The organism is Pseudomonas turukhanskensis (assembly GCF_027922365.1).
Lineage (GTDB): Bacteria > Pseudomonadota > Gammaproteobacteria > Pseudomonadales > Pseudomonadaceae > Aquipseudomonas > Aquipseudomonas turukhanskensis.
In genome coordinates, this window is the sequence record NZ_BSFN01000016.1 from 16,300 (window position 1) to 36,053 (window position 19,754).

General features: G+C 59.6%; 23 protein-coding genes and 1 pseudogene. 14 read left to right on the forward strand and 10 right to left on the reverse strand.

Features of this window, described 5'->3' with window-relative positions:
• Nucleotides 1–126 precede the first annotated feature (126 nt).
• The 8 genes and pseudogenes from PKE98_RS20530 (at nt 127) to PKE98_RS20565 (ending at nt 6,774) form a co-directional block, all read left to right on the forward strand.
• A complete protein-coding gene (locus tag PKE98_RS20530) occupies nt 127–339 on the forward strand; it encodes a hypothetical protein (protein ID WP_271197256.1) in 213 nt (70 codons plus the stop codon).
• On the forward strand, nt 320–913 hold the full coding sequence (locus PKE98_RS20535; protein ID WP_271197257.1) for an MliC family protein: 594 nt from the start codon (nt 320–322) through the stop codon (nt 911–913). The genes PKE98_RS20530 and PKE98_RS20535 overlap by 20 nt, the downstream gene beginning before the upstream one ends.
• Before the next feature lie 75 nt (nt 914–988).
• A complete protein-coding gene (locus PKE98_RS20540; protein ID WP_271197258.1) occupies nt 989–1,240 on the forward strand; it encodes a helix-turn-helix transcriptional regulator in 252 nt (83 codons plus the stop codon).
• Nucleotides 1,237–2,436 (forward strand): type II toxin-antitoxin system HipA family toxin, encoded by a 1,200-nt coding sequence (locus PKE98_RS20545; RefSeq protein ID WP_271197259.1) that lies wholly within the window; start codon nt 1,237–1,239, stop codon nt 2,434–2,436. Before PKE98_RS20540 ends, PKE98_RS20545 begins: the two co-directional genes overlap by 4 nt.
• Before the next feature lie 9 nt (nt 2,437–2,445).
• Nucleotides 2,446–2,553: pseudogene (locus tag PKE98_RS20550) on the forward strand (RrF2 family transcriptional regulator); the annotation flags it as partial.
• 87 nt (nt 2,554–2,640) lie between these two features.
• Complete coding sequence (locus tag PKE98_RS20555) at nt 2,641–3,150, forward strand: sigma-70 family RNA polymerase sigma factor (protein ID WP_271197260.1); 510 nt, start codon at nt 2,641–2,643, stop codon at nt 3,148–3,150.
• A gap of 3 nt (nt 3,151–3,153) precedes the next feature.
• Complete coding sequence (locus PKE98_RS20560) at nt 3,154–4,098, forward strand: FecR domain-containing protein (RefSeq protein ID WP_271197261.1); 945 nt, start codon at nt 3,154–3,156, stop codon at nt 4,096–4,098.
• A 276-nt stretch (nt 4,099–4,374) separates the two neighbouring features.
• The gene (locus PKE98_RS20565; protein WP_271197332.1) at nt 4,375–6,774 is read left to right on the forward strand and encodes a TonB-dependent siderophore receptor; all 2,400 of its coding nucleotides are present in this window, start codon (nt 4,375–4,377) and stop codon (nt 6,772–6,774) included.
• A gap of 70 nt (nt 6,775–6,844) precedes the next feature.
• On the opposite strand, the gene PKE98_RS20570 is transcribed toward PKE98_RS20565, so the two are convergent.
• The 4 genes from PKE98_RS20570 to PKE98_RS20585 all read right to left on the reverse strand — a co-directional run bounded on the left by PKE98_RS20570 (nt 6,845) and on the right by PKE98_RS20585 (nt 8,299).
• A complete protein-coding gene (locus PKE98_RS20570) occupies nt 6,845–7,081 on the reverse strand; it encodes a hypothetical protein (RefSeq protein WP_271197262.1) in 237 nt (78 codons plus the stop codon).
• Between the two features lie 134 nt (nt 7,082–7,215).
• Nucleotides 7,216–7,560: a type II toxin-antitoxin system RelE/ParE family toxin gene (locus tag PKE98_RS20575; protein ID WP_271197264.1), complete on the reverse strand. Its 345-nt coding sequence runs from the start codon at nt 7,558–7,560 to the stop codon at nt 7,216–7,218.
• On the reverse strand, nt 7,560–7,835 hold the full coding sequence (locus tag PKE98_RS20580; RefSeq protein ID WP_271197265.1) for a type II toxin-antitoxin system Phd/YefM family antitoxin: 276 nt from the start codon (nt 7,833–7,835) through the stop codon (nt 7,560–7,562). The genes PKE98_RS20575 and PKE98_RS20580 overlap by 1 nt, the downstream gene beginning before the upstream one ends.
• Before the next feature lie 95 nt (nt 7,836–7,930).
• Complete coding sequence (locus PKE98_RS20585) at nt 7,931–8,299, reverse strand: hypothetical protein (protein WP_271197266.1); 369 nt, start codon at nt 8,297–8,299, stop codon at nt 7,931–7,933.
• A 42-nt stretch (nt 8,300–8,341) separates the two neighbouring features.
• On the opposite strand from PKE98_RS20585, the gene PKE98_RS20590 reads away from it, so the two are divergent.
• Together PKE98_RS20590 and PKE98_RS20595 are read left to right on the forward strand one after the other, a co-directional pair.
• Complete coding sequence (locus tag PKE98_RS20590) at nt 8,342–8,590, forward strand: hypothetical protein (RefSeq protein WP_271197267.1); 249 nt, start codon at nt 8,342–8,344, stop codon at nt 8,588–8,590.
• Between the two features lie 457 nt (nt 8,591–9,047).
• Entirely contained in the window at nt 9,048–9,734 is a 687-nt protein-coding gene (locus tag PKE98_RS20595; protein WP_271197268.1) for an NYN domain-containing protein, read from the forward strand.
• 13 nt (nt 9,735–9,747) lie between these two features.
• Here the strand turns inward: PKE98_RS20595 and PKE98_RS20600 are convergent, their stop codons facing one another.
• The gene (locus PKE98_RS20600) at nt 9,748–10,707 is read right to left on the reverse strand and encodes a GlxA family transcriptional regulator (protein WP_271197269.1); all 960 of its coding nucleotides are present in this window, start codon (nt 10,705–10,707) and stop codon (nt 9,748–9,750) included.
• Between the two features lie 105 nt (nt 10,708–10,812).
• Between PKE98_RS20600 and PKE98_RS20605 the strand changes: the two genes are divergently transcribed.
• Together PKE98_RS20605 and PKE98_RS20610 are read left to right on the forward strand one after the other, a co-directional pair.
• A complete protein-coding gene (locus PKE98_RS20605; protein WP_271197270.1) occupies nt 10,813–11,352 on the forward strand; it encodes an acyl-CoA thioesterase in 540 nt (179 codons plus the stop codon).
• A 148-nt stretch (nt 11,353–11,500) separates the two neighbouring features.
• A complete protein-coding gene (locus PKE98_RS20610) occupies nt 11,501–12,574 on the forward strand; it encodes an NAD(P)-dependent alcohol dehydrogenase (protein ID WP_271197271.1) in 1,074 nt (357 codons plus the stop codon).
• Between the two features lie 38 nt (nt 12,575–12,612).
• Here the strand turns inward: PKE98_RS20610 and PKE98_RS20615 are convergent, their stop codons facing one another.
• From PKE98_RS20615 to PKE98_RS20625, 3 genes are read right to left on the reverse strand one after another with little or no spacing between them, the layout of a single operon-like run.
• Nucleotides 12,613–13,434, reverse strand: a complete 822-nt coding sequence (locus PKE98_RS20615) for an SDR family NAD(P)-dependent oxidoreductase (protein ID WP_271197272.1) — start codon at nt 13,432–13,434, stop codon at nt 12,613–12,615.
• Entirely contained in the window at nt 13,431–14,336 is a 906-nt protein-coding gene (locus PKE98_RS20620) for an alpha/beta fold hydrolase (protein WP_271197273.1), read from the reverse strand. Before PKE98_RS20620 ends, PKE98_RS20615 begins: the two co-directional genes overlap by 4 nt.
• On the reverse strand, nt 14,333–15,814 hold the full coding sequence (locus PKE98_RS20625; protein WP_271197274.1) for a flavin-containing monooxygenase: 1,482 nt from the start codon (nt 15,812–15,814) through the stop codon (nt 14,333–14,335). The genes PKE98_RS20620 and PKE98_RS20625 overlap by 4 nt, the downstream gene beginning before the upstream one ends.
• 83 nt (nt 15,815–15,897) lie before the next feature.
• On the opposite strand from PKE98_RS20625, the gene PKE98_RS20630 reads away from it, so the two are divergent.
• Together PKE98_RS20630 and PKE98_RS20635 are read left to right on the forward strand one after the other, a co-directional pair.
• On the forward strand, nt 15,898–16,569 hold the full coding sequence (locus PKE98_RS20630; protein WP_271197275.1) for a TetR/AcrR family transcriptional regulator: 672 nt from the start codon (nt 15,898–15,900) through the stop codon (nt 16,567–16,569).
• A 170-nt stretch (nt 16,570–16,739) separates the two neighbouring features.
• On the forward strand, nt 16,740–17,624 hold the full coding sequence (locus PKE98_RS20635) for a LysR family transcriptional regulator (RefSeq protein ID WP_271197276.1): 885 nt from the start codon (nt 16,740–16,742) through the stop codon (nt 17,622–17,624).
• A 37-nt stretch (nt 17,625–17,661) separates the two neighbouring features.
• Here PKE98_RS20635 and PKE98_RS20640 read toward each other — a convergent pair whose 3' ends face one another.
• Both PKE98_RS20640 and phnX read right to left on the reverse strand, forming a co-directional pair.
• Nucleotides 17,662–18,762 (reverse strand): alkene reductase, encoded by a 1,101-nt coding sequence (locus tag PKE98_RS20640; RefSeq protein WP_271197277.1) that lies wholly within the window; start codon nt 18,760–18,762, stop codon nt 17,662–17,664.
• A gap of 145 nt (nt 18,763–18,907) precedes the next feature.
• Entirely contained in the window at nt 18,908–19,735 is an 828-nt protein-coding gene (gene phnX / locus PKE98_RS20645; protein ID WP_271197278.1) for a phosphonoacetaldehyde hydrolase, read from the reverse strand.
• Between the last annotated feature and the right edge of the window lie 19 nt (nt 19,736–19,754).

The following is a 19,754-nucleotide window of genomic DNA, read 5'->3' on the forward strand; positions in this document are numbered from 1 at the left end:
TTGCAGAACTGCACAGGCCCGATGGCCCGGGCAATTGCTCAGGCTGGCGTGACAGCGAGGGAGAAGAAACTACGGTATAGGTGTCGAACGCCTGTTGCCGTCGGCCAGACTCGTGGGGGACCTGCAATGCGCACAATCGTCAGCCGTGAACCCTGGTGGGCAAAACCACCGCTACCGGGGCAGGAAGAAATGCAGTTGGAATGGGGCTACCTGATTCTGTACAGCGACGGCGTGTTCGAGTTTGAACACCAGCGCCCCAGTGACCAGGAGATCCGTAACCGCAAAGGTTGTCGTGTACACCACTCGGAGATTGAACCCAATGCCAAATCGATTTTTTAGTCTGACCGTTGCGGGCCTGCTCTGCCCGCTGTTCAGCGGACTGACGCAGGCCGCGTCGTTCGACTGCAGCAAAGCCGCTGCCGGCAGCATCGAGGAGCTGGTGTGCAAAACCCCGGCACTCAGCGCCCAGGACGACCAACTGGCCAAGGTGTACAAGCAAGCGCAGGCCAAGGCCAAAAACGAAAAACCGCCCACCTTGAAAGCTGAGCAACGCGGCTGGCTTAAAGGCCGTGACGAATGCTGGAAGGCTGACGACAAACCTCAATGCGTGGCCGACGAATACCAGCGCCGCATTGCCGAGCTGCAAGCCCGCTACCAACTGGTGGCAGGCAAGGGCCCGGTGCGCTTTGTCTGCGACAACCAGCCCGCCAAGCAAGTGATCGCCACCTTCTACGCCACCGAACCGCCGACCCTGATCGCCGAGTTGGGCGACAGCACCTCGTTGATGTACGCGCAGCCCGCCGCCAGTGGCAGCAAATACCAGGGCCGCAATGAGTCGTTGTGGGAACACGAGGGCGGGGCGACAGTGGTGTGGGGGTATGAGGCGCCAGAGATGAAGTGCGTGCGCCGGTAGAGCGAAAAGTAACTTTGACGCATCGCAATGTCTCGTATAAGTTACTTTTAATTTAACAAGTCACGAATACGAGACATGTCGCCCGATCTTCTCACGCAGCGCATTGGCGCGCAGATTCGCAAAAAACGGCTGGCACGCGGCTACACCCAAGCTGCGCTCGCCAGCCTTGCAGGGTTGCCTCGACAAAAAATAGTGGCGATAGAACGTGGTGACGAGTCGGTCAACGTTGGTGCGTACGCCCGCGCTTTATCGGCGCTGGATTGTGAGGTGCAATTAACGCCTGCGGTGATGCCAACGCTGGATGACGTGCAGGGGTTGTTCGAATGAAGCTCTCGGCCCTCAACGTGGGTTGCCCGCAGGGCGACAGTGGTCGGCTATATTTTCACGACGAAAACTATCTGTTTCGTTATCAGGATGGCGGCGCTGCCAATACCGCAATCAGTTTGTTGATGCCGGTTCGGGTAGGCGAGTACCGGCACCGAGAATTGCACCCTGTGTTTCAGATGAACCTGCCTGAAGGCTATGTGCTGGAGCAGCTACGCAATCGCCTGGCTAAAACCGTTGATGTCGATCCGATGCTTTTGCTTGCCTTATCTGGGGGCAATGCGCCGATTGGACGGGTATTTGTACATTCCGAACAGCTTGAGAATTGGCTTAACCCACAGCCGTTTACAGGTGAAACCCTGGAAAGCGTGTTGCGTTGGGATGGCACCGAGGACCTGTTTGCCGAGCTGGTTGACCGCTACATTCTGCGAGCGGGTATTTCCGGGGTTCAGCCCAAAGTCCTGGTGCCGGAAAGACCGGACGTCGATGAACAGAAGTTCACTTCGAAAACCTCAGACCTGATCATCAAGAGTGGCCGAGACGAATTCCCCGGCTTGGCTATCAATGAGTTTCTTTGCATGTCTATTGCCAAAGAAGCAGGCATGCCGGTGCCGGAGTTCTATCTGTCGGATAACGCCAAGTTGTTTGTGATGCGCCGCTTTGATCGTGACGACGCACTCAATCCGCTGGGGTTCGAGGACATGGCAGTGCTGATGGGGCTTTCTGCTGAAAAGAAATACAGCAAGAGTTACTCGGCGATCGCCAAAGCCGTACGCCTGTACTGCCCTCCAGAGCAGATAAACATTTCCCTCAGGCAGTTGTTCGACAGCGTCGCCCTCAGTTGCATCGTCGGCAATGGTGATGCGCACTTGAAGAACTTTGGCCTGCTCTATTCCGAGCCTGGCCAACACGATGCTCGACTGGCACCGGCTTACGACATCGTTAACACCACGGCGTATATCGAGCAGGATGTGCTGGCGCTAGATCTGGTTGGTAATAAAAGCCTGTTCGCCTCACGCCAAGGACTGCTGGACTTTGCCGTAACCTGTGAAGTTGCAAACCCGGTCGAACGGATTCGCCACTTGCTGGCTGCCTACAAGACAGTTATCGGGCGTTTCCCCGAACTCTGTCAGCAAGTGCCTCATGTGGTGAGCGCGTTGAATAGGTCGGCTGAACCTTTTATGCGTAGTTTCGCTTGAGCCGATCGGGACCTTGCCCGTCGCTTCGGTCGCAAAGCCCCGCCGGAGTTTGGCGAGCAGGTGATGCGCTGGTGGGATAGCGAGCGGGACGGCAAGGGTGGAACGCCAACTTCCTGAGGCCATTGCGAGGGGCCGGCTTGCCAAAATGACACGGCTACTTGAAGATGCGATTAATTATCAAATGAAAGTCTTTGGTTTTAACGCATGTCATCCGCCGACCTCTCACTGCAAACCGCCGTGCATTCGCTTTACGAGAATCACCATAACTGGCTGTGCGGCTGGCTGAAAAAACGACTGGGCTGCAGCGAGAACGCGGCCGACTTGGCGCAGGACACCTTCATTCGCGTGCTCACCCTGCGCAAGGCCTCTGAGCTACGCGAGCCGCGCGCCTATCTCAGCAGCATCGCCCGCAGCCTGATGATCGATATGTTCCGCCGCCGAGCGCTGGAACAGGCGTATCTGGAAACCCTCGCCGCCATTCCCGAGCCTGTGGATATCTCGCCGGAAACCCGCGCGCTGATCCTCGAAACCTTGCTGGAAATCGACCGTCTGCTCGACGGCCTCGGTAGCCGCACCCGCGAGATTTTCCTGCTCTCGCAACTCGACGGCTTGAGTTACGTGGACATTGGCCGGCGCCTGAGTGTGTCGGTCAACACCGTGAAAAAACACGCCGTGCGCGCGCTCACCCACTGCCTGTTGCTGCTGGAAGACTGAGCCGTGAGCAGCCTGGATCACGCCACCCTGGAAGCCGCCGCGCGCTGGTATGTCGACCTGCGTTGCGACAGCCCGAATGATGCGCTGCGCGAAGCCCATCGCCGTTGGCTGGAGCGCGACCCACGGCATGCACAGGCCTGGGAGCGGCTTGGGCGTTTGCAAGGCAAGTTGGAACAGATCAACCCCGCCGTAGCGCGCCCAACCCTGGCCAGTGCGCGAGCCAAGCGCCGTGACGTGCTTAAGGTGCTGTCGCTGCTGCTGGCCTCCGGCGCTGCCGGCACCCTGGCCTGGAACACCACGGGGTTGCCGACCTTGATGGCGGATCAACGCACAGGTACGGGTGAGCGTCGCCAGCTGCGTCTGGAGGATGGCAGCGAGCTGCACCTCAATACCGCTACAGCGGTGGATATCCGCTTTAGCCCGCAGGTGCGCGACGTGCGCCTGCTAAGCGGTGAAATACTGATTGAAACAGCCCGCGACGCACTGGCGCGGCCCCTTGTCGTGCACACACCGGAGGGCAGCATTCGGGCCTTGGGCACGCGCTTTGTCGTGCGGCGCGAGGCGGGCCAAACACGGGTCAGCGTGCAGGAGCATGCGGTTGAAGTGCGCTCGGCAGGCTTGCCAGGCAAGGCAGTACGTGTGGAGGCGGGCCAGCAGTTGAGTTTTAACGATGAGCGCTTGGGTGATGTGTTGCTGGCCACTCCCCATATCGACGCCTGGAGCCGCGACATGCTGGTGGTCAGCGACTGGGCGCTGGAAGATTTTATCGCTGAGCTACAGCGCTATCGTCCCGGCCATCTGGGGTGCGATGGCAGCGTTGGGCGCTTGCGTATATCCGGTGCCTTTCACCTGGGCGATACCGACACCATCCTCGATAACCTGACCGCTACCTTGCCGGTGCGGATTCGCCGGTTTAGTCGGTATTGGGCGAGTGTTGAAGCGGTTTAATGCCTCGGTCCGCCGATTTATATCCGCCTCATTATTCTGGGTTCCCGCCTGCGCGGGAATGACGGCGCAAGCCAGGGCACCCCGGTGATTCCTGAGAAGGCAAAACTTTTTTTGCCGGGGGTGTTGTTGATTTCAATTCTTATTCGACTTGGTAGGTAGAGGCGCACAGACGCCGCCAACCACTGCCATAGGGCGAAAGGAAACCGCATGTCCCCTCGCATTACCGCTAGCCGCGCCGCTGCGCCGGCTTTCCGTCTGTCTTTGCTGCACGCCGCCATGCTTGGCGCCGCCTTGCTCGGGCCCGTGGGCGCCGTCACCCTGGCCACGCCCGCCTGGGCGCAGACGGCGCCAGAGTATGAGTTCACCATTCCCGCAGGCGCCCTGGAAACGGCCCTGGCGCAGTTTGCTGCCACCGCCGGCGTCACTGTTTCGTTCGAGCCGGCATTGGCCCGCGGCCAACAAACGGCCGGGCTACGTGGCCGTTTTGCACCCGACAGCGCCCTGCGCCAACTGCTGGCCGGCACCCGCCTGCAGGCCATGCAGCAGGCCAACGGCAGCTACTCGCTGAGCCAGATTGCCGATGGCGACAGCCTGCGCCTGGGCGCTACCGATATTTCCGGTAACAGCGAGTCGGCGTACGGTCCTGTGGACGGGTACGTCGCCACCCGCACCGCCACCGCCACCAAAACCGACACGCCCATTCTCGAAGTGCCGCAAACCATCAACGTTGTCACCGCCGACCAGATCGCCGCCCAGGGCGCGCGCAATATCACCCAGGCGCTGCGCTACACGCCGGGCTTGGGCGTCAACGGTTATACCGACCGCAACAACATCGCCGACGAAATCACCAGCCGGGGGTTTGCACCCACACCGCTGTACTTCGACGGTGGTTACCTGCCTTACGCCGGCAGCCTCGGCGGCGCGCCGCAGATCGACCCCTACACCCTTGAACGTGTGGAGGTGCTCAAGGGGCCGTCCTCTGTTTTGTACGGTCAGAACCAACCGGGCGGCATCGTCAATATGGTGTCCAAGCGGCCGACCACCGAGCAGCGCAGTCAGGTGAAACTGGGCCTGGGCAGCTACCACCGCGTGAACGGCGCCATCGACACCAGTGGCCCGCTCGATGACGCCAAGGCGTTCAGCTACCGCCTCGTGGCCGTGGCGAAAAAAGGCAACGACCAGCTCGACCACACCAACAGCCAGCGCAAGCTGCTGGCGCCGAGTTTCACCTGGGCGCCGAACGATGCCACTGCCGTCACGCTTTACGCCCAGGCCCAACGCGACGACGGCCTGGCCGACTACCAATCGATGCCCATGATCGGCTCGCTCAAGCGCGGCCCCAACGGCCAACGCATCGACCGGGATTCGTTCTTCGGCGACTCGCAGTACAACGACTACATGCGCAACCAGTATGTGTTCGGCTACGAACTCAGCCACGCCTTCAACGACAACCTGACCTATCGCCAAAGCGCCCGCTACATCGATGTGCAAGACCGCTACAAGGGCCTGTACCTGCGCAGTTTCGTGACCGATAGCGGCGGCGTGACCGATTACACCCAGGTCAACCGCACCAAGGTCGATTGGCGCCAGCACAACACCGCCTACACCCTGGATAACAACTTCGAATATAAATTCGCCACCGGCGCGCTGGAGCACACCAGCCTCGTGGGCCTCGACTACCGTCACTTCCAGCGTCAATACAGCGGGTACAACGCCTATAACGTGCCGGTCGACTTGTACAACCCCGACAACTCCAGCACGGCTGCCTACAAACCCACGCTGGCCACCCAATGGGACGACACCGTGCGCCAGACCGGCCTGTACGCCCAGGACCAGATCAAACTCAACAACTGGATTCTCACCATCGGCGGGCGCCACGACTGGGCCGAAGTGCAGAACAAAGACCTGCTTGCCGAAACCCGCACCACGCAAAAAGACAAGAAATTCACCGGCCGCGTCGGCCTGACCTACGTCACCGAATTCGGCCTGGCGCCCTATATCAGCTACGCCGAATCCTTTATGCCCAGCGTCGGCACCGGCGCGCCGCAACGCGGCGGCAAAAGCTTCGAGCCCACCGAAGGTGAGCAATACGAAGTGGGGGTGAAATACCAGCCGTATGAAAAGACCGTGATGACCGCCTCGGTCTACCAGGTGAAACAGAAGAACGTACGCACCATGGACATGCTCTACCCGGATTATGAAATCCAGTCCGGCGAAGTGCGCTCGCGCGGGGTAGAGCTGGAAGTGAAATCCAGCCTCGACAACATCGATGTATTGGCCGCCGCCAGCTACATGGATTCCTTCTACACCAAAGGCAACTGGGGTGAAGAGGGCAACCGCTCCGAAGCTCAGGCGCCGGTTTCGGCCACGTTGTGGATCGACTACCACTTCAGCCAGGCGGTGATCGACGGCCTCACCTTTGGTGCGGGCGCGCGCTACACAGGCGGTAAACCGGGCGACATGTACAACACCTTCGACGTGCCCTCGTTCGTGGTGTACGACGCCACCCTCAGCTACGACCTGGGGCGCCTGGACCGCAGCCTGGCCGGCCTGCAAACCAGCCTGAACATTCAGAACATCTTCGACCGCGAGTACGTCTCCGAGTGTAACTACAGCTTTGGCTGCTACTACGGCCAGGCCCGCGTCGCATCGTTAGACATGACCTACGACTGGTAAACCCCAGCCACAAAAAAACGCCCGCGTTCCTTCAACAGAACGCGGGCGTTTTTGTTTGCGGGCTGCGGGTTCAGGCGTCTTTCGCCGTTACCTGCACCTCGGCGATTTTCAGCACCTCGGCCTGCTCCAGCACTTCGGCATCGCTCGCTTCTGCGTCCGGCATCAACAGGCTGTTCTCGGCGTCGCCATGGTGAAGTTCGATGAGATGACGCACCGCATTGGCCTGCGACAGCCGAGGTTGGTTGAGCTCGATAACGTGGGTGCGGGGTTCGGCGTCGTATTTGTAGTGGATGGTGAAGTGGGGCATGGAGGCTTCCTCTGCGCGTGAACGGATAATATTTTGACCTAGCGGTCAGAAAAATCGTTCAAGAGCAATTTGTCCTGCTGAAATGCAGCACACCCAGCTGATCCGCAAGCTGAGACGGCAGAAGAGGCAGCTGTTTACAGGCTGCTGAGCAATCGGCGAGTGAGTAAGGTGGAGATATCGCGGCGACCGTCAGCAATAACGGAAATAACGACGTGATTACCGATAGTTTGGTAAATCGCTCGATAGGGTTTGAAGAAAACTTGGCGGAATTCTTTAACACCAAGCGCTAACAGTTCCTTTGGGTAGCCGCCCCTATCCGGAAAGCGCGCGAGTGTTTCTACCACGTCTGTCAAACCGTCCAACACGTAGTTAGCGCTGCTGACAGAGTCGACTTCGCAAATGTATTCGTAAATCGTCTCGAGATCTCGCTCGGCACCGTTGGTAAGCACAACTTCGAACGCTGCTGGTACGGGTGCCATTAGGCGTCAGACCTCTTGGCTCGAAGGCGTGCAACCACCTCTGCTACGGGCTTGAACTTGCCGGCAGCAAAATCTTGGTTACCTAGCGCGAGAAGTTTCAAAAGCGCTAGGGCTTCCTGGGTTTCCTCATAAGACGCTACATCCTGCAGAACCGCCTTGGCCTCACCGTTCTGAGTAATAACCATGGGCTCGCGGGTTTCTGCCAAATTAGTCAGCACCTCTGCGGCGTTTGCCTTGAGATAACTAATAGGTTTGACCTGAGATGAGTAGCGCATGGAGGGCTCCAGAATGATGTGAGGACCGAATATGGTCTTTTTATGGTTGGGTTGCAAGGGAGTGGTCCAGGTCCGGGAGAAGGACTGATGGATGGCTATTTTTCATTGGGCTGGCTGTGGTCAGGGCTGGTCTGCCCGATCTCAGGTGCAACCTCGCCGCTTACCAGCCACAACGCGTGTTGCGGAAAGAGCTCTACCAACACATCTATTTCATCCGCGCTAACCCTCACGGCACCCTTGCTCACATTCCTCCAGCGCTCGTAATCCCCGCCTTGTTCACTGGCTTTCTTAGGGCCGATTGTCTTTAACAGTGCGCGTGCTCTATCAGCGGAGCCTTTCATATAGAAATTTATTCCTGAGTAGCAATTGCTCAGATTTTGGCTGTGAGTAGCAATTGCTCTTGAGTAATAGATGCCCATTTTAAGCGGCAAATGTCGAGCATAGTGGCCCAAACCCAATGCCACCGGAAGCGCTCGCCCACGAAAACCCGTACAGGAGTAACGAGCATGAATGAAAAAGCGACAGGCCCCGAGTTCGACTATTGCGGCGTCGGCACCTTTGCCGCGATGACAGGTATTGCGGTCGAGAAGGTGGCCAACTGGCTTGAAATCGGCATGTTGCCGAGCGTGACGGTGGGCGAATTACGGATGGTGAATCTGGACCGCATCCGTCGCGATCTGCTTAAGGGTAAGAGTGGGTTTACCGAAGGGGATTACTCGGACAAAGACCCCCGTGGCAGTTTTCGCTTTAGTTAGGGGAGTAGTGCGAAAACGACAAGATCAGTGGAAGCAGCATTGATCGCTCGTTTAACAGGTTGCAACGCCAGTATCGGGCTTCGGATTCGCTCGCTGCGCCATCAGCGTTTTTTTACTAGGCGAGTGCGTTGCTTGCCTGTGTCACCGACTCAAGCGGCTCGTGGTCGCTATAGTTGAGTGAAAAATCGTAAAGTTGTACGACGCTGTAGTGAGCGCTTTGTAGGGTGGCTCATCCATTCGCGCACTTATCGCATTTAGCGCAGCATGTAGGCGCTGTAGCGCGCACGGTGTTCCTTTTTGAGAGTGACCTTGCGATTAAGCAGGCTTGAACAAGACGATTGTTTAAGGAATACTTTGCGCACGACTCAACCCTTGGCGAGCCGATTAAGTTCAGCTTCAGCCTTGGGTGAAAAAACCGGCCTAAAGCCGGTTTTTTCGTTTCCAGGGATTAGGAATTGTGCGAACAGCTTTCTTTGTCGACGGCTACAACCTCTATTACGGTGTGCTTCATGGCTCGCCTCATAAATGGCTGGACCTGCCAGCGTTATTAAATTCGGTCCTTGCCATTCAAGATCCGGCAGCCACGCTGTCGTCGGTCAACTATTATTCCGCACCGGTCATTGCTCGGCTCGCCACGCGCGGGCAGGCATCCAACGATGCACAGAGCCGCTACCTTCGCGCTTTGCAGGCGCGAGGTGTGGCAATCACGTTGGGTGCGCACCGACTTGCCAAGGGCTTTGCTCCCCGATTTGTAGAAGGGCAACAGGCATCGCGTCTGGACCAGATTGCTATCTGGCAGCTCGATGAGAAGGAAACAGACGTCAACCTTGCGTTGGGCATGTATCGCGCGGCCAGTCGCTCAGATCAGTTGCAGATTGAGCACATTGTGTTGGTGTCCGGTGATTCGGACCTTGCCCCAGCGTTGGCTGCAATACGCGCGGATTTTCCCCATATTCGTCTAGGCGTAATTCTTCCTCACCGCGCAAAAGCTGAGCGATTGCAGCGAGAGCCGCCCGGGTCGCTTAAACAGCACGCCGATTGGCTGCGTCGTTATATTTCAGACGCCGAACTAGCCGCGCATCAACTACCCGTGAAAGTGCCTTTACCCAGCAAGCCCGCAATCGTAAAACCAGATTACTGGTAGCAGTCCCTTTCCTTCACCCCACCCGCACTTGAAACCGTTTGCGATACGCCGCCGGCAACAGCCCCACGCGCTGCTGAAACAGCCGGCGAAACGAGTTGCTGTCTTCGTACCCGACCTTGTAGGTAATGCTGTCCAGGCTCATGCGCGTGTTTTCCAGCAGGTGCTTAGCTTTTTCCAGGCGTAGGGTCTGCAGGTAGGTTATGGGCGTGGAGCCGGTGGCTTCCTTGAAGCGGCGTTTGAAGTTGCGCTCGCCAAAGCCGAATTGCCGGGCCAGTTCGTCGATCAACAGCGGCTCGGCGAAGTGGTCGTCGAGCCAGTTCTGCACCCGCAGAATCTCGCCGTCGCCATGGTTTTTGGGCAGCGACCACATCACGTACACCGACTGCTCGCTGCGCACGGCGTCCACCAGCAGGTATTTGCTGCACTGCTGGGCAAGCTCCAGCGAGGCAAACCGGCGGACCAGATGCAGGAGCAAATCCATGGCCGCACTGGCGCCGCCAGACGTGATAACGCGGTTGTCTTCGCAGAGGATCTGCGCCTCATCGAGCAGCGCCAGCTCGTAGCGCCGACGGAACAGATCGGCGAAGGCCCAATGGGTAGTGGCGCGAATGCCGTTGAGCAAGCCCGCTTCGGCCAGCACAAATGCCGCCGTGCACATCGAGGCCAGCACGGCGCCCTGGGCGTGCTGGCGGTTTAACCAAGCGGCGTAGGCAGGGAAGGCGGGCAGGGCTTGTTTTAGCGTGAACAGAAAGCCCGGGATCAGTACCAGGTCGGTATGGGTAATGGCATCCATGGCGCACTGCACCTGCATGACTTGGCCGGCCTGTGAGCTCACGTCACTGCCGTCCAACGAGGCGACTGTCACTTCAAAAAACGGGGTGTCGGCAAATTGGTTGGCCGCACTGAGCACTTCCAGCGCCATGTTGGCGCTGGCGGCCGAGCAGTGTTCGGCCAAAAGCAACGTAACGTGCATAACAGCCCTATTGCGTATTTCGCATGTAAAAAGTCATTTGTGCATCTACTGTAGCGCAATGCCGCGCCCTAAGATGCCCGCCAACTCACACTGATTGGCGTACTTATGAATCTCTGGTTTCGACTTGTCCTGATGCTGCTGCGCCGCCCTTGGCGCAAACCGGTAGAGCCGATGGCCACCACAGTCGTGCGCATGCGCGTCTGGCCGCTGGACCTGGACCTCAATCGCCATGTCACCAATGGCCGCTACTTCACCCTGGCCGATATCGGTCGCATGGATTACGTGCTGCGAAGTGGCGCGTTTCGCGTGGCGCTCAAGCACAAAGCCGTGCCGATTGTGGGCGACACCTGGGGCAAGTTCCGCCGGGAGCTGCGTCTGTTCGAGCGCTTTGAAATCCACACGCGCATGCTGGGGTGGGATCACAAGTGGAGTTTTATGGAGCACCGTTTCGTCAAAGACGGCCGTGTGCTCGGTGTGGTGGTGATGCGCGGTCTGTTTCGCTCGCCCAAAGGCGGTGTTGCACCCGGCGAATTTGCCCGGCACCTGGGGTTGGAGGAAGCGTCTGTGGAAATGCCTGGGTGGCTAACCGGCTGGTCGCAAAGCTGTGACGAGATGAGCGCAGCGCTACGGGCAGAGGAGCGCTAGCAGATGCTGCCCTCGCTGAGTGGATAACTCGCTAACCGACGCACGGGCGGCTTTGCCTGGGCGGTGGTCCGATCGGTTTGATTTCGATCAATGTCCCAGCAAGTCTGTAGGGACAATCTGAAGCACATTTCGCTTTGGAGTCGATGCCATGCCGCTTATGAAAGCCGCCGTCTTTGTTGAAAAGAACCGCATCATCCTGGCCGATAAACCGATTCCGGATATCGGCCCCCTCGACGCCCTGATCCGTATTACCACCACCACGCTGTGCGGCACCGATGTGCATATTTTGCGTGGCGAATACCCAGTCGAAAAAGGCCTGACCATTGGCCATGAGCCGGTGGGTGTCATCGAGAAACTCGGCTCGCAGGTCAAAGGGTTTAGCGAGGGCCAGCGAGTGATTGCCGGCGCAATCACCCCCAGTGGCCACAGCTTTGCCTGCCTCTGCGGATGTGCCTCGCAGGACGGCCCCGACACCCCGCACGGCTTTCGCGCCACCGGCGGCTGGAAGTTCGGCAACCTGATCGACGGCAGCCAGGCCGAGTACCTGCGGGTGCCGGATGCCATGGCCAATCTCTGTGCCATTCCTGACCACCTGAGCGACGAGCAGGTGCTGATGTGCCCGGACATCATGTCTACCGGCTTTAGCGGCGCCGAGCGCGGTGACGTAAAAATAGGCGACACCGTGGTGGTGTTTGCCCTCGGCCCTATTGGCCTGTGCGCCGTGGCCGGTGCGCGACTCAAGGGCGCTACCTCCATTATTGGCGTCGACACGGTGCCGGCGCGTATGAACGTTGCTCGCAGCATGGGCGCGACCCATGTGGTGGACTTCAAGCAAGTTGATGTCGTGGCGCACATCATGGCCATCACCGGCGGGCGTGGTGCTGATGTGGCCATTGAAGCGCTAGGCACCCAGGCCACTTTCGAGTGGGCTCTGCGGGTGTTGCGCCCCGGTGGCACGCTGTCGAGTCTGGGCGTTTACTCCAGCGATCTGACCATCCCGGTCACCGCCTTCGCTGCCGGCCTGGGTGACTACAGCATCGTTAGCACCCTGTGCCCTGGCGGCAAGGAACGCATGCGCCGGCTAATGGAAGTGGTGTCCAGCGGCAGCGTAGATCTTAAGCCGCTGGTGACCCATCGCTTCAAGCTGGACGATATCGAAGCTGCCTATGAGTTGTTCGCACACCAGCGCGACGGCGTGTTGAAAGTGGCGATTACCCCCTGAGCCGGAGGCCAGCGAGGTTTGACTTCGATTGGCCAAAATCAGCGGGGGCGAGCAGGCATCAACCGCTCGATAACAGACCAGTAGCTCACTGGTAGCAGGCGCTCGATAAGGGAGAGCACCAGCGCGTCAGTGCCGACAATCACGCGCCCCTTATCACCTTCGATGCCGCGCACAATAATCTGCGCGGCCTTTGCCGGCGGCATCCGCAGAATCTTGTTGGCCGCTTTTTTCTGCCGTGCCAGTTCCGCCGGGTCAATGCCCTCGGGCGCCCGCGCATTGGTGGCGATGGACGTGGCAATGCCGCCCGGATGCACAACGGTTACCCCGATCGGCGTATTGGCCAGCTCGTGGCGCAAGCTGTTGGAAAAACCTCGCACGGCAAACTTGCTCGCGCTGTAGGCCGCTTGGCCGGGTGGCGATACCAGGCCGAACAGGCTGGAGATATTGACGATGCGGCAAGGAGCACGGTTGCCGCGCAGAATCGGCAGGAAGGCGCGGGTGCTGTCTACCACGGCCCGGAAGTTGATGTTTATGACCCAGTCGAAAACCTCTTCGGTCACCTGCTCGAATGTGCCCCCGGCGGCTACGCCCGCATTGTTGATAAGCAGGTGCACGGTCGCATGTTCTTTCAACACCTCGCTGGGCAAATCACGGATGGCCTGACGGTCCACCAGATCGACGACATGGATACTGAATGTGCGGCCACGCTGTGGAAGCTGGGCCAGGGTCTGGCGCAGGCCTGCTTCATCGCGGTCGACCAGTGCCAAGTGGCAACCACGCTCCGCCAGCACGATGGCCAGGGCTCTGCCGATACCGCTTGCCGCGCCGGTGAGCACGGCAACCTGATTGTCGATGTTCATTGTTGTTGTCCGATGTGGTGAAGGATCAGCGCCGCCAGGCGCTGCGCTTGAGGGGCATTGATCTCGTGGCGCATGCCGGCAATCACTTCATGCCTGGCATTAGGTATTACCTGCGCAGTGGCCACGCCGCCACTGGGGTGGACCATTCGATCCTGATCACCGTGCACGACCAGGCAGGGCACCTGAATGCTGCGCAGATGTGGCGTGCGGTCACCGGACTTGAGAATGGCACCGATCTGGCGAAACAGCGCACGCGCATCGGCCCGCTCGCCGTTGCGCAGCCAAGCCTGGCTGGCGTAGTTCTCCCAGAGCGCTTGCGCACCGGGGGCTGTGCCCTCGCCGATGTGGGTCATGGTGCTGCGGTAGCTTTCTACCGCTTGCGCCTGGTTGCGCGGCGCCTTGGCCCGCGCCATGCGCCAGAGCGTTGAGAGTGCCGGTTGGCCGACTTTGCGATGACCGGTGGTTGAGAATATGGAAACCAGCGACGCTGCCTTTTGCGGGTGCCGATAGGCCAGGGTCTGAGCAATCATCCCGCCCATGGACATGCCCACCAGGTGCGCCTGGCCGATGCCCAGGTGATCGAGCAGCAGGGCAGTGTCGTCCGCCATGTCCTCCAGGCTGTAGCTGCCTGCCGGCGCCTTGCCGGTGAGCTGTTGCCATTTGCTCGGGTGTGGGGTCGCTGCGCGCGCGGAGCGGCCGGCGTCGCGGTTATCGAAGCAAACCACTCGATAACCCGCTGTCACCAGTTGCTCGATCAGTACCGCCGGCCAATACACCATCTGCACGCCCAGGCCGGCGATCAGCAGTACTACCGGCGCTGATTCATCGCCATGGCTGGCGTAACAAAGACGCAGCCCATTGGGCAGGGTGGCGAACTGCTCGATGTGGGTAGCCAGGCTCATGGGTTCACCGCCTTGGCTTGGAACTGCAAGGCCGGATGATCGACCTCGCCGTTGCGCAGTATTTTCACGTCGGCCGCGTAGTTCCACGACATGGTCCACGGGTAGGCCTTGCCTTGCCGTGGCAGCTCGGACACCGACCGTTGCACATACCCGGCGCCGAAGTTCAGCAGCGGTTCGGTTTCCATCGTCGGGTCGGCTTTGGGCGTGCACACCGCATACCCGCGTTCGTCCATGTAGCTGAGCAAGCGCGTGAAGTGCTCGCAGAGCAGCCCGATTTTCAGCGTCCAGGAGGAGGAGGTGTAACCGACGGCGATGGCGAAGTTCGGCACGTCGCTCAGCAGCATGCCCTTGTAGGTCACGCGCTCGCTCAGGCGCACCTCCTGGCCATCGATTTTTGGCCGTATACCGCCTAACGGCAGCAGATTCAGCCCGGTCGCGGTAATAACCAGATCGGCCTCGATATGCTCGCCGCAGCGCAGTTGAATACCGCTGGCCGTGAAACGCTCGATCTGGTCGGTGATGATTGAGGCCTTGCCGTTTCCCAGCACCTGAAACAGATCACCACCCGGCACCGCACACATTCTCTGCTCCCACGGGTTGTAGGGCGGGTTGAAGTGCACGTCCACGGGGTAATTGGCCGGCAGCATTTTCGTGTTCATCTTGCGGATCAGCCGGCGGGCGGCATTGGGGTAGCGCTGGCAGAACGAGAACACCCACCGCTGCTTGGCGATGTTGAAACGACGTGCCATGGAATGGGCGATCTTGTCGCCCAGCAACGGGCGTATCCGCCGGGCGATAGGGTCTTTCGAGGGCACCGGCAACACATAGGTTGGGGTGCGCTGCAGCATGGTGACATGCGCCGCTTTGTCGGTCATGGCCGGCACCAGGGTGACAGCCGTAGCGCCGCTGCCGATCACCACCACGCGTTTGCCGCTGTAGTCGAGATTTTCCGGCCAGTGTTGCGGGTGCACGACCTGCCCCTGGAACAACGCCAGGTCGGGGAAATCCGGGGTAAAGCCTTGGTCGTAGCGGTAGTACCCGGCAGCGTTGAACAACCAGCGCGCTTCGATACTCAGCTCTTGGCCGGTGACCTCCTCGCGCAGAGTGACCTCCCAGCATTGCCGGGCTGTCAGCCAGTTGGTATCTACCACGCGGTGCTGAAAGCGGATCTTCTGTTCGATGCCATTCTCACGGGCTGTTTCGGCAATGTAGGCCTTGATGGACGGGCCATCTGCGATGGCTTTCTCACCCACCCAGGGTTTGAAGTCATAGCCAAAGGTATACAGGTCGGAGTCGGAGCGAATGCCCGGGTACTTGAACAGGTCCCAGGTGCCGCCCAGATCGGCTCGCGCTTCAATGATGGTGTACGTCAGGGTAGGGCAGCGCTTGTGCAGGTGGTACGCGGCGCCAATGCCCGAAACACCTGCACCGATTATCAGGACATCAACAGGGGTAAGGCTCTGGCGTTCGCGGGTCATCGGTTTTTTCTCTTATTGTGACAACGGTCGTTTTCACTACTTTGAGTGTGGCAACAGGTGTTGTCAATCTGTACGATCCGCCCATGACTGATAATCCAACACCCCCAATCGAAAGCACGGGTTCCAGAACCTATTCCGGTATCGCCGTGAGCGAGCGTGCGGCCAATCGCCGGCAGCGTTTCGTTGAAACAGGTATCGAGCTGTTCGGTACGGTCGGGTACCACGCCACCACCATGCGCACGCTGATCGCGGCCACTGGGCTTACCAATCGCTACTTCTACGAGTCGTTCGAAACGCTGGAAGACCTGCTGGTGGCCTGTTACGAAGAACTGATTGGTGACTACCGTGCCCGTTTGAACGGGGTGATGAACGGCGCGCCAGGCGGCGTTGAGGCGCGTACACGCGCTGGCCTGGCGTGCTTCTTTGAGGCCATGTCGGACCCCAGGTTTGCGAAAATTACCCACAGTGAAGTGCTCGGTGTCAGCCCGCGCGTGGATGCGTTGTATCTTCAATCGGCGAGTGATTTTGCGGCGCTGATGATGGAATTTCTCACTAGTGACGGGGTGCCAATCGCTTCACACGACCCACGGGAGATGCAATTGGTTGGAACCGCTCTGGCAGGTTCGGTCATGCACACGGGGATGCTCTGGGTACGCAGCCACTATGAACTGCCTATCGAGTTGGTAGTGGAGGCAACGCTCAAGGTCATTCTGGGGACGGTGAGCCAACTGCGTGTGGCGCCCGGCACATCGTAAAAATGCACGGTTGGTTATATCGCCGACGCTTTCCAGATTGCGGCACGCAACGTGCCGTCAGCGTTAGGCGTGCTGCCGCTGTTGGTTAAGTCAGTTGAGCAATGATGTCGCGGTTTCAGATAACGTAGAGTCGGGCGCAAAGCGCACCCATTCTCCGGGGAAACCGAATAATGCTCTTCGAAAATCTGGCGCTGTTTTTGTTAATTGTCGAGAAAGGCGGCATGTCGGCGGCAGGCCGCGAGGTGGGGCTTTCGCCGACCTCTGTGTCAGAGCGCCTGGGAGCGCTGGAGAAGCATTACGGGGCGACGCTGCTCACCCGTACCACCCGCTCGATAAGCCTCACCGACGAGGGCCGGCTGCTGGTGGAGGGCGCGCGGCGATTGCTCGCGGACGCGGAAAACATCGAGAGCGCTATCAAGCTGGGTACCGAGCGCATTTCCGGCCTTATAAGGCTGAGTGCACCGGTGGACCTGGGACGAAACCGTATCGTGCCTATCCTCGATCAGTTTCTCGCAGCCAACCCCAACATCAGCCTGGACCTGAATTTGACGGATGGTTTTCTCGATCTGGCCGGGCAAGGCATCGACTTTGCCATTCGTTATGGCGCGCTGGCTGACAGCACGCTGCGTGTACGAAAACTCAGTGAGGGACGCCGTGTTGTGTGTGCTTCGCCGGCTTATCTGCAAGCGCATGGCACGCCGCAACATCCATCAGAACTGGCCCAGCAGCAGTGCATCCTGATGCGCTTCGGCGCCAACATTCACCGGGAATGGCAGTTCCGCGCGGGCGGTCGTGCGTTCAAGGTGCGGGTGGCGGGCAGGCGTATCGCCAATGACGGCGACCAAGTACGGCAGTGGTGTCTGGCTGGCCACGGTATCTGCATCAAGTCGTACATTGATGTGCACGAGGACTTGCAAGCAGGGCGCCTGGTGGAAGTACTGCAGGCCTACTCGTTACAGGGGGTGGACCTGCAAATTGTCTATCCCTCCGGCCATGCGGTGCCCCGTCGGGTGAAATTGCTGATGGACGAAATCGCCTCGAAGCTGGCTATGTGAGCTCGCTTGGAGGCGATTGCAATCTGACCCGTAGCGCTTATGCCTGCTCGGACCAGGCCGGGAAGTCGGAGTACCCTCGCTCGGTGCCGCCAAACAACTCGGCACCTTCCAGCCCGGCCAGCGGGTAGCCCTTCTCCAGCCGCAGTGGCAGATCCGGGTTGGCAACAAACTTGCGGCCGAAGGCGACAAAGTCCGCATAGCCTTTATTCAATACCCAATCTGCCAGTTCGAGATCGTATTTGCCGGCCACCACAATGGCGTTGCGAAAGCGCTCGCGCACAGCCTGGCGAAACTCCTCAGGAAATTTAGGCGCGTCATCCCAATCGGCTTCCACCAGGTGCAGGTAGGCGATGCCTCGTTCCTGCAAGTAGGTCGCTGCTTCGAGAATCGTTGGCAGAATGTCCGGGCACGCCATGCCTCGCGCCGTCAGAAATGGAGCCACGCGAATCGCCGTGCGCTCGGCCCCCACTTCATCAATCACCGCATCCATGACTTCTTTCAGAAAACGCAGACGGTTCTCGCGCGAGCCGCCGTACTCATCGGTACGCACGTTGGACGTTGTGCGCAGGAACTGGTCGATCAGATAGCCGTTGGCTCCGTGCACTTCCACGCCATCGAAGCCCGCCGTCATGGCATTACGGGCGGCGTTGCGGTAGTCGTTGACGATGCCGTGTATTTCATCGCGGCCAAGGGCCCGCGGCGTTGGGCACGGGACCATGCTGCCCTCGCCGGTCGCCGGATCGACTTTCCAGATGCTGCCCTCGAACGGGATGGCAGAAGGCGCAACCGGCAGCTCGCCGTTATGAAAGTCCGGGTGCGACATGCGCCCCACGTGCCAGAGCTGCAAGAAAATACGACCGCCAGCGGCATGCACCGCATCGGTCACCAGGCGCCAGCCGGCAACCTGCTCCTGGCTGTAAATACCGGGCGTGAAGGAATAGCCCTTGCCCTGCGGGGAGATCTGCGTGGCCTCGGTGACAATAAATGCTGCCGATGCACGCTGCGCGTAATACGCCGCGTTCATGGCGTTCGGTACATCGCCCGGCTGAGTGCTGCGCGAGCGGGTCATGGGTGCCATGACAATACGGTTAGGGGTGTGCAGTTTTCCAACTGAACCTTGGGTAAATAATGTGGACATCAGCCTCTCCTGTTAGCGCGTCAGTGAACCTCGTGGGCACAGGATAGCGTTGCGCAGATTTCCAACAATCGAGCCAAAGCGGGAAACACATTACGGTTAAACCGGATAATCCGATGGGCCGCGCCTGCGCGGCCCACCCGCGGGTTCAGTACGCTTGCGGCATCTCGCCGGCTGCCAAACGTCGATCAATATCGGCGATGACTTGCGGCAGATCGTTGATGGTGTCGATCAGGTAGTGCGGACGCGAGCCGGCGAACAAGCCATGAATGCGCTCACGTTCAACCGCCAGTTTTTCCGGGTCCAAGGCCATAAATTGCTCGTAGGTCAGGCCCAGGGCATTGCCGGAGCACACCAGCGCTACGGTCCACATGCCGGCGCTACGCCCCTCCAGAATGCCGGGTACGGTGTCGTCCACCTTCACGCAGCTGGCCACGTCGTTGATGCCCAGGGCAATCACGTTTGCCAGCGCCTGGGCAGGATAGGGCCGGCCATTGGGTACTTCGTCAGTGGCCACCACGTGGTCAGCCACGTAGCCGTTTTGCTTGGCCAGTTCGACCACCTTGGCCATGACCACGGCGGGGTAGCCCGAGCAGGAACCGATTTTCAAACCCTGCTCGCGCAGGCCGGTAATGGTCGCCAGCGCGCCGGGAATCAGCGCCGAATGGGTGGCGATTTTTTCGATTTGCAGCGGCATAAAGCGGTTGTAGATCGCGGTGACATCGTCGTCGCTGGGCGTGCGGCCAAAGGCTTTCTGGTAGCGGGCGCTGATGGCCGGAATGTCGCAGAGCGTGCGGATATGGTCCCACTTGCCCATGCCCATCGGGCCGCGGGCTTCTTCGATGGAAACCTGGACGTCGAATTCGGCAAAGGCCTCGACGAAAATCTGCGTGGGCGCGAACGAGCCGAAGTCAACGACCGTGCCGGCCCAATCAAGGATCACTGCCTGGGTTTTGCTTGGGGAGTTGTAGTTCATAACGGGCTTCCGAAAGGGA

Excerpts from the sequence above, each read along its gene's own strand:
- PKE98_RS20530 (WP_271197256.1), top strand. The coding sequence starts at position 127 with ATGCGCACAATCGTCAGCCGTGAACCCTGGTGGGCAAAACCACCGCTA.
- PKE98_RS20535 (WP_271197257.1), top strand. The coding sequence starts at position 320 with ATGCCAAATCGATTTTTTAGTCTGACCGTTGCGGGCCTGCTCTGCCCG.
- PKE98_RS20540 (WP_271197258.1), top strand. The coding sequence starts at position 989 with ATGTCGCCCGATCTTCTCACGCAGCGCATTGGCGCGCAGATTCGCAAA.
- PKE98_RS20545 (WP_271197259.1), top strand. The coding sequence starts at position 1,237 with ATGAAGCTCTCGGCCCTCAACGTGGGTTGCCCGCAGGGCGACAGTGGT.
- PKE98_RS20555 (WP_271197260.1), top strand. The coding sequence starts at position 2,641 with ATGTCATCCGCCGACCTCTCACTGCAAACCGCCGTGCATTCGCTTTAC.
- PKE98_RS20565 (WP_271197332.1), top strand. The coding sequence starts at position 4,375 with ATGCTTGGCGCCGCCTTGCTCGGGCCCGTGGGCGCCGTCACCCTGGCC.
- PKE98_RS20570 (WP_271197262.1), bottom strand. The coding sequence starts at position 7,081 with ATGCCCCACTTCACCATCCACTACAAATACGACGCCGAACCCCGCACC.
- PKE98_RS20575 (WP_271197264.1), bottom strand. The coding sequence starts at position 7,560 with ATGGCACCCGTACCAGCAGCGTTCGAAGTTGTGCTTACCAACGGTGCC.
- PKE98_RS20580 (WP_271197265.1), bottom strand. The coding sequence starts at position 7,835 with ATGCGCTACTCATCTCAGGTCAAACCTATTAGTTATCTCAAGGCAAAC.
- PKE98_RS20590 (WP_271197267.1), top strand. The coding sequence starts at position 8,342 with ATGAATGAAAAAGCGACAGGCCCCGAGTTCGACTATTGCGGCGTCGGC.
- PKE98_RS20600 (WP_271197269.1), bottom strand. The coding sequence starts at position 10,707 with ATGCACGTTACGTTGCTTTTGGCCGAACACTGCTCGGCCGCCAGCGCC.
- PKE98_RS20605 (WP_271197270.1), top strand. The coding sequence starts at position 10,813 with ATGAATCTCTGGTTTCGACTTGTCCTGATGCTGCTGCGCCGCCCTTGG.
- PKE98_RS20610 (WP_271197271.1), top strand. The coding sequence starts at position 11,501 with ATGCCGCTTATGAAAGCCGCCGTCTTTGTTGAAAAGAACCGCATCATC.
- PKE98_RS20615 (WP_271197272.1), bottom strand. The coding sequence starts at position 13,434 with ATGAACATCGACAATCAGGTTGCCGTGCTCACCGGCGCGGCAAGCGGT.
- PKE98_RS20620 (WP_271197273.1), bottom strand. The coding sequence starts at position 14,336 with ATGAGCCTGGCTACCCACATCGAGCAGTTCGCCACCCTGCCCAATGGG.
- PKE98_RS20625 (WP_271197274.1), bottom strand. The coding sequence starts at position 15,814 with ATGACCCGCGAACGCCAGAGCCTTACCCCTGTTGATGTCCTGATAATC.
- PKE98_RS20630 (WP_271197275.1), top strand. The coding sequence starts at position 15,898 with ATGACTGATAATCCAACACCCCCAATCGAAAGCACGGGTTCCAGAACC.
- PKE98_RS20635 (WP_271197276.1), top strand. The coding sequence starts at position 16,740 with ATGCTCTTCGAAAATCTGGCGCTGTTTTTGTTAATTGTCGAGAAAGGC.
- PKE98_RS20640 (WP_271197277.1), bottom strand. The coding sequence starts at position 18,762 with ATGTCCACATTATTTACCCAAGGTTCAGTTGGAAAACTGCACACCCCT.
- phnX (WP_271197278.1), bottom strand. The coding sequence starts at position 19,735 with ATGAACTACAACTCCCCAAGCAAAACCCAGGCAGTGATCCTTGATTGG.